This window comes from Sphingomonas sp. BL-S-28 (assembly GCF_055521515.1).
In genome coordinates, this window is record NZ_CM145484.1 from 1,627,202 (window position 1) to 1,640,479 (window position 13,278).

The following is a 13,278-nucleotide window of genomic DNA, read 5'->3' on the forward strand; positions in this document are numbered from 1 at the left end:
ATTGCCTTTCGGGCACCAGGCAGAGACGCGAGTACGACTGACATGGCCAAGACCACTCCCGGCGAATTCTTCCGCCAGGTGCGCACCGAAGCCTCCAAGATTCACTGGCCCTCGCGCCAGGAGACGGTGACGACCGCGATCTTCGTCGGCCTGATGACGCTGCTGCTGGCAGTGTTCTTCCTGGGCATCGACGCACTGTTCGGCTGGATCGTCAGCTCGCTCCTGTCGCTGATCGGCTGAAACCAGACAACGAAGAGAGAACCATGGCCCGCTGGTACATCATCCACGCCTATTCCGGCTTCGAGAACAAGGTGAAGGAATCGATCCTCGCCGAAGCCGAACGTATCGGCCTCTCGCAGCTCGTCGAGGACGTGCAGGTCCCGCATGAGACCATCACCGAGGTCAAGCGCGGCAAGAAGGTCCAGGTCGAGCGCAAGACCATGCCCGGTTACGTGCTCGCCAAGCTGACCCTGAACGACGACGTCTACCACCTCGTCAAGAACACCCCGAAGGTCACCGGCTTCCTGGGCAACAACAGCAAGCCGCAGGCGATCAGCGAGAGCGAGGCCGCACGCTACTTCGGCGCCGCCGAAGCCGCTGCCGCCGCCCCGCGCAAGCAGGTCAGCGTCGATTACGAGATCGGCGATTCGGTCAAGGTGCTGGACGGCCCGTTCGCCAGCTTCAACGGCATCGTCGAGGAACTCGATTTCGACAAGAACCGCGTCAAGGTTTCGGTGTCGATCTTCGGCCGCGCCACGCCGGTCGATCTCGATTTCGAGCACGTCGAACTCAGCAAGTAATCTGCTGGGCCGCTTGCGGTCCGTGGATACGAAAAAGGGCGCCTTCCCAAACGGAAGGCGCCCTTTTTCGTGTTAGTCATAAGGGGCGTAGATCGTCAGCCCCACTCGGGCGCGTTCTACGAAGCCCAGCTTGCGGTATAGCGAAAGCGCGGCCTCGTTATCGGCATAGGAATGCAGGATCGGCGTGCGGCCCATGTCGAGGATCGCGGCGGCGGCGCGGCGTGAGAGCAGGCCAGCAAGCCCGCGACCGCGCGCGTCGGGATGGGCGCAGACCGCGCTGATCTCGATATAGTTGGCCGTCCGCGTGCGCTGCCCGGCCATCGCGAGAATGCGGCCGTCTTCCTTCACGCCCCAGAAATCGCCCAGTTCGCCGGTGCGCGTGCCGAACGGGCCGGGCTGGGTGAGCGTGGCGAGTTCCAGCATCTCCGGATAATCGTCCTCCCCCAGAGGAACGATGCGCGGATCCTGCGCGGCCACGGCGATTGCTTCCAGCGCGGCGGCATCGCCGGCGAAGATCATCTGCACACCTTGGGCCGACTTCACGAGTTCGACGCCGGGGATCTGCACCGGTTCGCCCGGCTGCATCAGAGCCAGCGGCCCATGCTCGCGGGCGAGGGCGGCGAAGTCCGCCATGCTTTCCGCCGAAAAGTCGCGAATGGCCGCCAGCGGGCCGATCTCGGGATGGAAGCGGCGGGCGTTTTCCGTGCCCAAGGCGAAGCGGGCCTGTTCGCCGGAAAGCGCGGTCCAGAGCAGGCGGTCGAGTTCCGAATTGTCCATGCCGGGGGCTATGGCGGGCACGGCTCTCCGCGTGAAGACGTAATTATCAGCCTTTTAACCCTGTCTCTGTAATAGTCCCGGCGATGGGGATTTTCGCGACCTTGAAAGGAGAGGCGACAGGGCCGGGCGGACGCTTGACGCGTCTCGATGGACTGCGCGGTCTCGCCGCTTGCGGGGTGGCGTTTCTCTATCACCCGCAGTCGCTGTTCGCGCCGGACGTCAACGAGGCTCTGCCGGGCCTGTTGCGCTGGTTCCAGCACTGGGGCTGGACGCTGGTGGACCTGTTCTTCCTGATCTCCGGCTATATCTTCGCGCATGTCTATCTGATCGAGCGCGGACCGGGGCAGGGCTATGTCCTCAGGCGCGGCGCGGTGGGCAGTTTCACGGTTGCGCGGGTCGCGCGGCTCTATCCGCTGCACCTCGTCACGCTGCTGGTCTGCGCGGTGACTTTCCTTGGCGATCCGAACAACACGCCGCTGACCTTCATGGCCAACCTGTTCATGCTGCAGGGCTTCGTCGGCACGGTGGGGCACAGTTTCAACGGGCCGAGCTGGTCGATCTCCGTAGAGTGTCTGTGTTACGTGCTTTTCGCGCTGGGTGCCGTGGGCGGCAAGCGGATCTTGCAGCGAGTGACGGTGCTGGCGATCGCCGGCGCGCTGCTGCACTTTGCCGTGCAGGGCAGGGCGGGCGGCCCCTGGGTGGGCGACGGTCTTCCGCGCGGGCTTCTGGGCTTCTTTCTGGGGCAGGTACTCTGGCACGCACGGGCGCGGCTGCGCCATGCGCCGACCGGGCTGCTGGCCTGCCTGATGGCCATCGGCATCGCGCTGGACATGGGCCGGATGAGTTCGCTGCTGCCGCTGAGCCTGCTGGCATGGCCGGCGCTGCTGCTGGTGGCGCTGCGGCTGAAGTTCATGGGTTCCGCGCCCATGCGCTGGCTGGGGGACCGGTCTTACGCGATATACCTTGTCCACTGGCCGCTGCTGCGTGTCCTTGAGGGGTACTACGGGCCCATCTCGGGCGGGATCGCAACCTGGTTTGCAGTGACGCTGGGCTTCGGCGCACTGGTCCTGCTGGTGTCGGACCTTTCGTTCCGTTATCTGGAATGCCCGGCCCGCCGCATGATCCGTGCGGCCTGGCAGCGGCAGGTGGATGCGCGCAGGGCAGTAACCGCTGCCTGAGCGGGAATCACTTTCCGCCCTTTTCTTTTCTCCCGATTTCGTTTAGGGGCGCGCCCTTCGGAGCGGCCCTGTGCCGACCGATTCCCTGCGGGAGGATGCCCCCGGCGTCCGTAAGACCGCTAAACATGAGCATCTGCGCCGCAGGTGCGAAAGTGTGAAAGGAGTGGCCACATGGCCAAGAAGATCGAAGGTTACATCAAGCTGCAGGTCAAGGCCGGCAGCGCCACGCCGTCCCCGCCGATCGGCCCTGCGCTGGGTCAGCGCGGCGTGAATATCATGGAATTCTGCAAGGCGTTCAATGCCGCCACGCAGGAGCTCGAAAAGGGCATGCCGATCCCGACCATCATCACGGTCTATGCGGATCGCAGCTTCACGTTCGTCACCAAGACGCCCCCGGCGACCTTCCTCATCAAGAAGGCCGTGAACCTGAAGTCGGGCTCGAAGGAGCCGGGCAAGATCAGCGCCGGTACCGTCAAGCGTTCGCAGCTTGCCGAAATCGCCCAGGTCAAGATGGCCGACCTCAATGCCAACGACATTGATGCCGCCACCAAGATCATCGAAGGTTCGGCCCGCGCGATGGGCCTGCAAGTGGTGGAGGGCTGATTCCATGGCCAAGGTGACCAAGAAGCAGAAGTCGCTGGCCGAAAAGCTCGGCGAAAACCTCAAGCACTACCCCGTCGCTGACGCGCTGCAGACCCTGCGCGACCTGAAGACGACCAAGTTCGACGAAACCGTCGAAGTCGCGATGAACCTGGGCGTTGACCCGCGTCACGCCGACCAGATGGTTCGCGGCATGGTTTCGCTTCCGGCCGGCACCGGCAAGACCGTTCGCGTTGCCGTGTTCGCCAAGGGCGACAAGGCTGCCGAAGCTCTCGCCGCCGGTGCCGACAAGGTTGGTGCGGAAGACCTCATGGAAGACATGCAGGCCGGCAACCTGAACTACGACCGCGTCATTGCCACCCCGGACATGATGGGCGTCGTCGGCCGTCTCGGTAAGCTGCTGGGTCCGAAGGGCCTGATGCCGAACCCGAAGCTCGGCACCGTGACCCCGAACGTCACGCAGGCCGTGAAGGACGCCAAGGGCGGCCAGATCGAGTTCCGCGTTGAAAAGCAGGGCATCATCCACGCCGGTATCGGCAAGATGTCGTTCTCGGACGCCGACCTGCTGACCAACTTCAGCGCGTTCGTCGATGCGATCGTCAAGGCCAAGCCCTCGGGCTCGAAGGGCAAGTACGTTCGCAAGATCTCGCTGTCGTCGTCGATGGGCCCGGGCCTGAAGATCGACACGACCGACATCGCCGGCGCCTGATTTAGGCGCACGGTCCTTCGGGATCGGCGAAACGGATAGAAGGGCCGGGGGGAAACCTCCGGCCCTTTTTCTTTGTGTTTTTGGGGGTCGATAGACATCGCGCCTGCGCTTGGCGTTCCCAGGCACCCGCTCCTAACCTCTCCGGCATAACAGCGCGATGGAGAGCGATGGGATGAACGGATCGATTGCACCCGCAGGAGAGAGGGCAGGCTCAGTCGCCGTGGTGACCGGGGGCGGCCGGGGCTTCGGCAAGTCCTTCGGGGCAGCCCTGGCCGCAGAGGGCGCCCATGCGGTGCTGATCGACCGCGACGGGCCGGAAGCCGAAGCGGCCGCGGCGGCAATCCGGGCGTCGGGCGGTAGCGCCACCGGCTATGCCGGCGACGTCACCGACGAGACGCGGATGAACGCGCTGATGGCCGAAGTCGCCGCAGCGCACAGCGGGATCGACCTGCTGATCAACAATGCCGGCCTGCACAGCGACGAATATAGCCAACCGATTGCCGCGATGGGCGCCGCCAAGGTGCGCCGCCTGTTCGATGTCAACGTAATGGGCACCGTGATCGCGACGCTTGCGGCGAAACCATTCATGGCCGGCCGCGCTAACGCCAGCATCGTCAACATCTCGTCCTCGGCCGCGCATATGGGCGGAACGGCCTATGGCACGTCGAAGCTGGCGGTTGCCGGATTGACGATCACGTTCGCCCGCGAACTGGCCCCTGAAGGCATCCGCGTGAACGCGATCTCGCCCGGCCTGATACTGACCGACACGATCCGCAATGAGCTGCCCGAAGCGACCAAGGCGCGCGTGAAGGCGATGCAGTACCTCGAAGCTTTCGGGGAGGAGGCGGACATCGTCGAAGCCATGCTGTTCCTGTCTTCGCCCCGCGCACGCTTCATTACCGGAGAGACCCTGCGCGTTACCGGGGGCATGGCGGCAGGCATCTGATCTGCCGGAGTATCGGTTCAGGAGGGGGCGATTTTCCTACGCGGCCTCGTTCTGCCATCCTGCGCGGCGGCAAGGCTCTTTGAAATCGTCGGGATTATGCGCCTGAACGCCGTTTGGCGGGGGCCATTCTGGCGGCCGATGCAGGGGCGGGGCTTTCCGTTTCAGGACCGTGTCAACTGTGTCAACCGAAGTGTCACCTTGCGACGCGCGGGCGCGATCCATCGGTCCGAGGTTGCACGGGGTTTGCGAGTGCTGTACACATGTTCAGCATAACGAAACGGGAGAGGCGGCCAGATGGCTATCCGCTTTGAAGACATCAAGGAACACATCGGCTCGCGCGTGGTCTGGGACGACCGCGCCGACATCTTTACGCCCGAGGCTGCCAAGGCGATCCGCGCCAAGGTGGAGGAACGCACCGTGGTGGTGTTCCCCGAACTGAACCTGACCGATGCCGAACAGCTCGAAATCACTAACCTGATGGGCGAAAAGGTGCGCCTGACCGCGCGCAACAATGTCCAGTCGAACGACGAGGACGTCTATCAGGTCACGCTGGACGAGAAGATCAACCCGCAGCCCGAATATGTGCTGGGCACGTTCTTCTGGCACATGGACGGCATCACCGTGGACATGCCGCCGCCCTTCGCGACGCTGCTGTCCTGCCGTATCGCCCCCGACAAGGGTGGCGAAACCGAGTTCGCCAGCACTTACGCGGCCTATGAAGGCCTGTCGGACGAGGAAAAGGGCGAGCTTGAGGGGATGAAGGCGGTCCACTCGGTGCGTGCCAGCCTCTCGCCGATCGCCGACGCCATTCCGGAAAAGCACCGGGAGAAGGTGCTGGGCATCGGCTTGGTCAAGGAGCATCCGCTGGTCTGGACGCACGAATCGGGTCGCAAGTCGCTGGTGATCGGTACGACCGCCGATCATGTGGTCGGCATGGAGATCCCGGCCGGCCGCGCGATGCTGATCCGCCTGCAGGAATGGGCGGCACAGCCGGCATTCTCGCTGCGGCACAAGTGGACCAAGGGCGACTTCGTGATCTGGGATAACACCGGTGCGATGCACCGCGCGATCCCCTACGACAAGTCGACCGGCCGCATGATGCACCGCACCTCGATCGCCGGGACCGAGACGGTAGCAGCCTAAACTACTTCTCCAGCGCCTCGCGCTGGTAGCATTCGACGACGAGGCTGATCGGCTTTCCGTCGGGCAAACGCAGCAGCGCCCGGTGCGTCAGGAACGTGCCGGGCGGGCAGCCTTCAAGCCGGCCATGCCGCGATTCGAGCCGCTCGCGGGTGAAATGCAGGGGCGCGACGACTTTGCCGAACGGGGTGTCGGTATCGGCCAGCATCGCGTTCATCGTATCGGTCAGCCGCGCCGGCACGAACCAGTTATGCGCTTCGGACAGCGTCACGCCGTCGCAGGTAAGGCGGACATGGCGATAGCCGAGCGGTTGATCGCCGGAGACTTCCAGCAGCGCGCGCGCGTCGGAGGGAAGGGCGGCGTCCTCGCCCGTCACCGGCCTGGCGGTGACCACCGGGGCGTCGGCACTGCGATGCGTCGCGCACCACTCGCCCAGTGCGGCGGTGGCGCTGTCGTTGCGGGCGAGCAGGCGTTCGAATTCGGCCTCTTGCGGCGCGGAGCCGGCAAGGAAGATCGGGGCGAGGGAGATAAAGCTAAATCCCACCCGGCACGGCCGCCTTGCCCAGCGCGGCCAATCCATCGACCAGCGTGCGAGTGCAGGCGGCAAGCTGGTCGGCATCGACCGAGCGGATCACGAAATTGGCGCCGGTGCGGCCTTCGCCCCAGAAGGGATAGGAGCCGATCTGGCAGCCTTCGAAAGCCTTCTCCGTCTCGCGCAGCAAGTCCGCCACTTCGCTTTCACCGACCCAGCAGCCGACCGTTTCGGAAAGTAGCGGCGCGCCGCCGTCCAGCGTGCCGGTCAGTGCGTCGAGCATGCCGGCGGTGATGCTGGGCACGCCCGCCATGATGAACACGTTGTCATAACGGATGCCCGGCGCGCCGGTGTAGCGGTTGGGGATCAGGCTGGCACCGTCGGGCGTGCGCGCCATACGCAGGCGCGCATCGGTCAGGCCGCCGCGCGTCTCGTAATAAGTCTCCAGGATCGCCCGCGCTTCGGGGTGGACGATCACGGGAACGCCCAGTGCCTCGGCAATGGCGTCCACGGTGATGTCGTCGTGCGTCGGGCCGATGCCGCCGGTGGTGAACAGATAGTCGTTGCGTGCGCGCAGCAGGTTCACCGCTTCGACGATGGCGGGCGTATCGTCCGCCACCACGCGTACTTCCTTCAGGCGGATGCCCTGCACCTGCAACCAGGTCGCGACCTGGGCAATGTTCTTGTCGTGGGTTCGGCCCGAGAGAATCTCGTCACCGATGACGACGAGGGCGGCGGTGTAGATACGCGACGAATCGACCATGCCGCATTGGCTAGCCGACCCGACGGGACACCGCCACCCGTCCAAGCCGTCAATCGTCAGCCCGACGGCGTTTCTGCCGTCAATCGTCAGAAGGCATTACGATGAACTGCTCCCAGGCGCCCTTCGCGCCGGGATCGGCGTAAGTCGAGACCGCCAGCTTGCGGTTGCCGAAGGTGGCGGTGAAAGTGCGGTTGACGAAACCGCCGCGCAGCTTCGGCTTGCCTGCCGGTTCGAAAGCGGTGAGCGGGCCTAGCGGCGTCAGGCTCTCGCGGTAATCCTTGCGCACGGCGGCCGAGAAGTAGTCCAGCGCGTGGGCAGTGAAGTGCGCGGCTTCGAACTTGCCCGCCACCAGCGCTTCCAGTTCGGCGCGGGCATCGGCGGTGCGCGGAGCCTCGCCGCTGTCTAGCGGCAGGTCACGCGGCATCACGATATCGGCAATTGCGGAGGTGACGGTGCCCGTCACCGCGCCGAAATCGGCATTGGTGAGCACGACGATGGCCACATCGCGGTCGGGATACATCGTCGCCTGCGAGAGGAAGCCGGTCGATTCGCCGCCGTGGTTGATGATCCGGCGCCCATCGGTGGTGCGGGTGAACACGCCAAGGCCGTAGGAACTGTTTGTGCCGTCCGCGAGGATCACCGGGGCTTCCTGTTCTTCCCAGTCGGCGGCGGGTAGCAGGGTGCGGTGGAGCCGGGCGATGTCCCAGCGGGCGAGGTCGGAGGCGGTCATCGAGATTTCACCCGCCGCCCAGAGCCAGCCCGAGGCGGGCGGCGTGGCAGCAACCACAGGACCGAGCGCATAGCGGTGATAGCCCTGCGGGAAACCGGGCTTGTTGGTATCGTCCAGCTTCAGTGGATGCAGGCCGAGGGGCTGGAACAGCTCACGCTCGAACTGCTGCCACAGCGGGGCGCCGCCCGCCTTTTCCGCGATCACGCCGGCCACGACATAGCCTGTGTTCGAATATTGCCAGCGCGTGCCGGGCTTGTAGTCCAGCGGGGCGGTGGCCCAGCGCTTGACGATTTCCTCCGGCTTCACCGGGGTATGCATATCGACGAAATCGTAGTCCTGCGGCCAGAAGTCGCGCAGGCCCGAGGTGTGGGAGAGCAACTGCCGGATCGTGATCTCATCGCCGCCGGATACGCCGGTCAGGTACTTGGAAACCTTGTCGTCCAGCGAAAGCTTGCCCTGATCGCGCAGCTTGAGGATCAGCGCGCCGAGGAACTGCTTGGAGTTGGAGGCGATCTGGTAGGGCTGGTCGGGCCGCGCGGGCATGCCGTCTGCCGCCTTGCCCCAAGCCCTGGCCAGCACGATTTGGCCGCCGCGCGCGATGGCGACTTGCGCCGAAGGCACGCCGCTATGGGCGAGAGCTTTGGTCACGGCCTCGTCGATGGCCTTTTCCTGCGCGGGCGTAAGCGCGGCGCTCGTCGAAGCAGCGGCGGGCGCTGGCTGCGACGCGGGGGCGGCGGCGAGAGTGGCCGGGGAGAGGATGAAGGCGCCGGCAGTCAGCAGGCGGGTAAGAGCGGTGCGATTCATGGCGCGACGCTACAGGCAAGCCCGGCAAACTCAATGCCGGCACCGCGCGGAAGCCGGGCAAAAAGAAAGGGCCGATCCGAAGACCAGCCCGTGAAAGTTTTGGGAGAGGATGCCTGAAAGGCCCGATCCTTATGCTGCCAGACAGGTTTTGCTGCAAATGCGAAAAAATGGAGCATGGTTGCGCGTCGCGCAACCCATCGCAGGGGCGAAGTGGCGGATTTGCGTGAGTGCGGCTTGATGCATTTGCATTTCCTGGCCGTTTTTGCGGGTTTCGGTGGGTTTCGGGCGTGTGAAGGGGTGTTGCTGGCAGCACGCGCCGAAGTGGTGGCGCTATCAGTAAGCGCGAAGCCATATCCCGATGTCGCTGCTGCGATCGACATGTCTTGATGGATGGCTCTTAAGAGCCTTCCCGACAGTCGGACGGGCTGAGGGCAAAAAAGAAGGGCCGGTCCGAAGACCAGCCCCTTGGAAAGTTTTTGGGAGAGGATGCCTGAAAGGCCTGCTCCATATGCTCGCTGGACTGATTCTCCGCAAACGCGAAAAACTGGAGTATGGTTGCAAGACGTGCAACTAGGCGGGTCGGTGAACTCGCGGAAATGCGTCGTTCAGGTTTGTGAGTATTGCATTTGAACGATGTTCGGTTGGGTTTGAGGGCGGGCCGAACCGTCTAATTCGCCGCAGTTTTCGTCGGAACGCCTGCCCAACTCATCATCCCCGCGAAGGCGGGGATCCCGCTTTTTCTTTGCCCGCACCTCGCAGGAAGGAAGCGGGACCCCCGCCTTCGCGGGGGCGACGAATTTGAAGAGGTGCGTGGGCCCGTTAGCTGGTCAGGTCGTGATGCTGAGGGGGCACCCGGCGATGAGGGCAATGTCGCAGCCACCATTGTCATGCGCTACCATCCGCACTCGATCGAACGAGCCTCCCGCGCAAAGCAGGCAAAAAAGAAGGGCCGGTCCGAAGACCAGCCCCTTTAGAAAGTTTTTGGGAGAGGATGCCTGAAAGGCCCGCTCTATATGCTTGCCGGGCGGATTCTTCGCAAACGCGAAAAAATCGCCAATGATTGCAAGACTTGCAACTATAAGGCGCAGAACCGATAGGGATCAGCCCTGGGTCAATGCCCCGTAAAGGTCGTGTTCGTCCGCGTCCTCTACAAGAACGTCAACGATATCACCGACTTGCACGTCGCCCACGTTGCGCAGGAAGACATTGCCGTCGATCTCGGGCGCGTCCGCTTGCGAGCGGGCGGTTGCACCGATTTCGCCGTCCTCGTCCGGCTCGCCCACTTCGTCGATGATCACAGGGATCACGCGGCCGACCTTGGCCTGAAGCTTGGCGGCGCTGATCGCGGCGGTCTTTTCCATGATCCGCGCGTACCGTTCTTCCTTCACCTCTTCCGGAACCGGATTCGGCAGGTTGTTGGCGGAAGCACCCTCTACGGGTTCGAAACGGAACGCGCCGACGCGGTCGAGCTGGGCTTCGTCGAGCCAATCCAGCAGGTACTGGAAGTCTTCCTCGGTCTCGCCGGGGAAGCCGACCACGAAGCTGGAGCGGATCGCGATATCCGGGCAGATTTCGCGCCACTTGTGCAGGCGTTCCAGCACCTTGGCTTCATTGGCCGGACGCTTCATCGACTTCAGCACCGACGGCGCGGCGTGCTGGAACGGAATGTCCAGGTACGGCGTCAGCAGGCCTTCCGCCATCAGCGGGATCACCGCGTCGACATGGGGATAGGGATAGACGTAGTGCAGGCGCACCCACGGCGCGCGGCCTTGCGCATCCTTCAATTGACCCAGCTCGCGGGCAAGGTCGGTCATGTGGGTGCGGACTTCATGGTCCTTCCACGTGCGCGTCTCGTGCCGCACGTCCACGCCATAGGCAGACGTGTCCTGGCTGATGACCAGCAGCTCGCGCGTTCCGGCCTGCACCAGCTTTTCCGCCTCGCGCAGCACGGCGTCGATGCGGCGGCTGGCCAGCTTCCCGCGCAGGCTGGGGATGATGCAGAACGAGCACGCGTGGTTGCAGCCTTCCGAGATCTTCAGATAGCTGTAGTGGCGCGGCGTCAGCTTCACGCCGGCTTCGTCGTAGATCTGTGGGATCAAGTCGACGTAGGGCGAAAGCTCCGGCGGGGCGGCGTCGTGCACGGCCTCTACCACGGCTTCGTACTGATGCGCGCCGGTAACGGCCAGCACGTCCGGGAAGCGGGCGCGGATCACGTCGGCTTCATTGCCCATGCAACCGGTGACGATCACGCGGCCGTTTTCGGCAATGGCTTCACCGATTGCGGCCAAGCTCTCTTCCTTCGCGGAATCGAGGAAACCGCAAGTGTTGACGAGCACGACATCGGCGCCGGCATAGTCCGGGCTCATCGTGTAGCCATCGGCGCGCAGGCGGGTGAGGATGCGTTCGGAGTCGACAAGCGCCTTGGGACAGCCGAGGCTGACCATGCCGACCTTGGGCGGGGAGGGGATTTCAATAGCCATAGGAATGGCGCGCCCGATACTCCGATTGCGCCCCGGAGTCACGGATTGAATGGAATCCGGGCGAGTCGGCCTGCCGCAGCGGTGCCGAGGCAGGGCGCAAGTCATGGAAATTGCGCCTCGCAGGCGGCCCCGCTGCGAACGAGCGTGGGTTGCGGAAAATCGTGAACGCGGCCGTCACAACGCGGTGTGGCGGGTGTTTTCGTCCAAAAGCCGTCAGAGGAGATTCGCGCGCGGGCGGCTCTGCTGCGCGGATCGCTTGCGAGAGTTCCGCTGTACCACTAGGCCGGTACCTTCAGGGTGCGGCGGGTGCGGGTTGTGCTCGTGCTTTATGGACGAAAGGGTTTGCAATGGGTCCCGTGAACTGGCTGGCGGTGTTCCTTGCTGCGGCACTGGCGATCGCCGTGGGGATCGTGTGGCACGGGCCGATGTTCCGCACCGGTCGGCAGCTGTTTCCGGGCAATTCCAAGCGCACGGCGAATTACGGCGTTGTCGGGCTGGTGATGCTGATTTCCTCGATCATGCTCGGCCACAACTTCGCGCGCATCGGTGAAGCGACGCTGGCGGTGAAGCCGTGGCTCTATTTCATGCAGACCGGCGGCGTCGCCATTGCCTTCGTGATCCCCTCTGTCTGGCTTACGCATTTGCGCCAGGGCACCGAGCCGCTGAAGCGCGTGGTCGACTGCGCGTTCTGGCTGGTGGCCTATCTGGCGATGGGGCTGGTGTTCTGGGTGCTCGCTTGATCGATTCGGGCCTGACGGCGTTAGCCTGAGGGCTCTTCGTCGGACGCCTTGGTGGGCGCGATCTCGACCACGATGTCGCCGGCCTGCAGGACCTTGGCGTCGTCTTCCCAGAAGCCGATGCAGCGATCCCCGCGATAGACTCTGAGGCCGCGTCCGCCGGTGGCAAGGCGGTCCAGCGGCTGGCCGATTTCGGATGGCTCGACCGGCCGCTCCACCAGTTGCACCCGCCCTGCGACCGAGGCGAGGTCCGACAGGTATTCGGCCACATGCTGCCCCTCGGCCGATCCCGCCAGCAGCAGGCCGGTGAAGCGTACCGGGTTGATCACGTTGTTGGCCCCGGCCTGCCGGGCGAGCAACTCGTTATCGTCGGCGCGGATGACGACGGTGATCGGCACCTCCGGCGCAAGATGGCGCGTGGTCAGCACGATCAGCACCGAAGTATCGTCCCGCCCGGCGGACACCAGCACGGTGCTGGCGGTGCTGACGCGCACGGCGTTCTGGATCTCGTCCCGCGTGGCGTCACCCTGCAGGACATTGCAGCCCATGTTCTCTGCAAACGAAAGCCGGGCTTGGGCGGGATCGACGACCACGATCCGCGCGGGATCGGTGCCGCGCTCGACCAATTCCTTGACCGCTTCCGAACCGCTGACCCCGAAGCCGAGAACGACGATATGGCCCTCCAGCCTTTCCTGGATGTGCTTCATGCGCCAGGTCTCCCAGCTTCGCTTGATGATGAAGTTATAGGCGGTGCCCACGAAGATGGTGATCACCGCCAGCCGGATCGGCGTGACCAGTATGGCCTCGATCAGCCGCGCCCGGTCGCTGACCGGGGCGATGTCGCCGAAGCCGGTGGTGGTGATGGAGATCATCGTGAAGTAGACGACGTCCAGAAAGCTGACCTGCCCATCATGCGTGTCGTTCAGACCCGCACGGTCGGTCCAGTGGACCATGATGACGATGAAGATCAGCAGGAACGCGCCGCCGAGGCGCATGGCGACATCGGCCCAGACGGGAACCGCCAGCGAGCGGCGCAGCGGCCTGAACACCGCACGGGCAGGGCGCTTTTTCGACATGCCCCC

General features: G+C 64.5%; 14 protein-coding genes. 8 read left to right on the forward strand and 6 right to left on the reverse strand.

Going from position 1 to position 13,278, the window contains the following annotated elements; all coding sequences use genetic code 11:
- The first annotated feature begins 42 nt into the window (after window positions 1-42).
- On the forward strand, window positions 43-240 hold the full coding sequence (secE, locus tag ACZ1JC_RS16435; RefSeq protein WP_395331480.1) for a preprotein translocase subunit SecE: 198 nt from the start codon (window positions 43-45) through the stop codon (window positions 238-240).
- A 23-nt stretch (window positions 241-263) separates the two neighbouring features.
- Window positions 264-800: a transcription termination/antitermination protein NusG gene (gene nusG, locus ACZ1JC_RS16440; protein WP_465135847.1), complete on the forward strand. Its 537-nt coding sequence runs from the start codon at window positions 264-266 to the stop codon at window positions 798-800.
- A gap of 72 nt (window positions 801-872) precedes the next feature.
- On the opposite strand, the gene ACZ1JC_RS16445 is transcribed toward nusG, so the two are convergent.
- Window positions 873-1,598 carry a GNAT family N-acetyltransferase gene (locus ACZ1JC_RS16445; RefSeq protein WP_465135846.1) on the reverse strand — a complete coding sequence of 242 codons (726 nt, stop codon included), beginning with the start codon at window positions 1,596-1,598 and terminating at the stop codon, window positions 873-875.
- 113 nt (window positions 1,599-1,711) lie between these two features.
- On the opposite strand from ACZ1JC_RS16445, the gene ACZ1JC_RS16450 reads away from it, so the two are divergent.
- The 5 genes from ACZ1JC_RS16450 to ACZ1JC_RS16470 all read left to right on the forward strand — a co-directional run bounded on the left by ACZ1JC_RS16450 (window position 1,712) and on the right by ACZ1JC_RS16470 (window position 6,153).
- Window positions 1,712-2,755: an acyltransferase family protein gene (locus ACZ1JC_RS16450; RefSeq protein ID WP_465135845.1), complete on the forward strand. Its 1,044-nt coding sequence runs from the start codon at window positions 1,712-1,714 to the stop codon at window positions 2,753-2,755.
- A 171-nt stretch (window positions 2,756-2,926) separates the two neighbouring features.
- Complete coding sequence (gene rplK, locus ACZ1JC_RS16455) at window positions 2,927-3,358, forward strand: 50S ribosomal protein L11 (protein WP_395331488.1); 432 nt, start codon at window positions 2,927-2,929, stop codon at window positions 3,356-3,358.
- Window positions 3,359-3,362: 4 nt separating this feature from the next.
- The gene (gene rplA, locus ACZ1JC_RS16460; RefSeq protein WP_465135844.1) at window positions 3,363-4,064 is read left to right on the forward strand and encodes a 50S ribosomal protein L1; all 702 of its coding nucleotides are present in this window, start codon (window positions 3,363-3,365) and stop codon (window positions 4,062-4,064) included.
- 172 nt (window positions 4,065-4,236) lie between these two features.
- Window positions 4,237-5,010, forward strand: coding sequence for an SDR family NAD(P)-dependent oxidoreductase (locus ACZ1JC_RS16465; protein WP_465135843.1), 774 nt, complete (start codon window positions 4,237-4,239; stop codon window positions 5,008-5,010).
- Window positions 5,011-5,304: 294 nt separating this feature from the next.
- Window positions 5,305-6,153, forward strand: a complete 849-nt coding sequence (locus ACZ1JC_RS16470; protein WP_465135842.1) for a TauD/TfdA dioxygenase family protein — start codon at window positions 5,305-5,307, stop codon at window positions 6,151-6,153.
- A 1-nt stretch (window position 6,154) separates the two neighbouring features.
- On the opposite strand, the gene ACZ1JC_RS16475 is transcribed toward ACZ1JC_RS16470, so the two are convergent.
- The 4 genes from ACZ1JC_RS16475 to rimO form a co-directional block, all read right to left on the reverse strand.
- On the reverse strand, window positions 6,155-6,694 hold the full coding sequence (locus ACZ1JC_RS16475; RefSeq protein ID WP_465135841.1) for a chorismate--pyruvate lyase family protein: 540 nt from the start codon (window positions 6,692-6,694) through the stop codon (window positions 6,155-6,157).
- Window positions 6,684-7,445: a competence/damage-inducible protein A gene (locus ACZ1JC_RS16480; protein WP_465135840.1), complete on the reverse strand. Its 762-nt coding sequence runs from the start codon at window positions 7,443-7,445 to the stop codon at window positions 6,684-6,686. The genes ACZ1JC_RS16475 and ACZ1JC_RS16480 overlap by 11 nt, the downstream gene beginning before the upstream one ends.
- A 79-nt stretch (window positions 7,446-7,524) precedes the next feature.
- Window positions 7,525-8,979 carry a serine hydrolase domain-containing protein gene (locus tag ACZ1JC_RS16485; protein WP_465135839.1) on the reverse strand — a complete coding sequence of 485 codons (1,455 nt, stop codon included), beginning with the start codon at window positions 8,977-8,979 and terminating at the stop codon, window positions 7,525-7,527.
- A 1,100-nt stretch (window positions 8,980-10,079) separates the two neighbouring features.
- Window positions 10,080-11,459, reverse strand: coding sequence for a 30S ribosomal protein S12 methylthiotransferase RimO (gene rimO, locus ACZ1JC_RS16490; protein WP_465135838.1), 1,380 nt, complete (start codon window positions 11,457-11,459; stop codon window positions 10,080-10,082).
- 347 nt (window positions 11,460-11,806) lie between these two features.
- Here rimO and ACZ1JC_RS16495 point away from each other — a divergent pair, with 347 nt between their 5' ends.
- Window positions 11,807-12,199, forward strand: coding sequence for a DUF1761 domain-containing protein (locus tag ACZ1JC_RS16495; protein ID WP_465135837.1), 393 nt, complete (start codon window positions 11,807-11,809; stop codon window positions 12,197-12,199).
- A 20-nt stretch (window positions 12,200-12,219) separates the two neighbouring features.
- Here the strand turns inward: ACZ1JC_RS16495 and ACZ1JC_RS16500 are convergent, their stop codons facing one another.
- Window positions 12,220-13,272 carry a potassium channel family protein gene (locus tag ACZ1JC_RS16500; protein WP_465135836.1) on the reverse strand — a complete coding sequence of 351 codons (1,053 nt, stop codon included), beginning with the start codon at window positions 13,270-13,272 and terminating at the stop codon, window positions 12,220-12,222.
- Window positions 13,273-13,278 lie beyond the last annotated feature (6 nt).

Bases quoted from the DNA above. Each gene is read 5' to 3' on its own strand.
- secE (WP_395331480.1), top strand. From the start codon at position 43: ATGGCCAAGACCACTCCCGGCGAATTCTTCCGCCAGGTGCGCACCGAA.
- rplA (WP_465135844.1), top strand. From the start codon at position 3,363: ATGGCCAAGGTGACCAAGAAGCAGAAGTCGCTGGCCGAAAAGCTCGGC.
- nusG (WP_465135847.1), top strand. From the start codon at position 264: ATGGCCCGCTGGTACATCATCCACGCCTATTCCGGCTTCGAGAACAAG.
- ACZ1JC_RS16465 (WP_465135843.1), top strand. From the start codon at position 4,237: ATGAACGGATCGATTGCACCCGCAGGAGAGAGGGCAGGCTCAGTCGCC.
- ACZ1JC_RS16485 (WP_465135839.1), bottom strand. From the start codon at position 8,979: ATGAATCGCACCGCTCTTACCCGCCTGCTGACTGCCGGCGCCTTCATC.
- ACZ1JC_RS16480 (WP_465135840.1), bottom strand. From the start codon at position 7,445: ATGGTCGATTCGTCGCGTATCTACACCGCCGCCCTCGTCGTCATCGGT.
- ACZ1JC_RS16495 (WP_465135837.1), top strand. From the start codon at position 11,807: ATGGGTCCCGTGAACTGGCTGGCGGTGTTCCTTGCTGCGGCACTGGCG.
- ACZ1JC_RS16500 (WP_465135836.1), bottom strand. From the start codon at position 13,272: ATGTCGAAAAAGCGCCCTGCCCGTGCGGTGTTCAGGCCGCTGCGCCGC.
- rimO (WP_465135838.1), bottom strand. From the start codon at position 11,459: ATGGCTATTGAAATCCCCTCCCCGCCCAAGGTCGGCATGGTCAGCCTC.
- ACZ1JC_RS16470 (WP_465135842.1), top strand. From the start codon at position 5,305: ATGGCTATCCGCTTTGAAGACATCAAGGAACACATCGGCTCGCGCGTG.
- rplK (WP_395331488.1), top strand. From the start codon at position 2,927: ATGGCCAAGAAGATCGAAGGTTACATCAAGCTGCAGGTCAAGGCCGGC.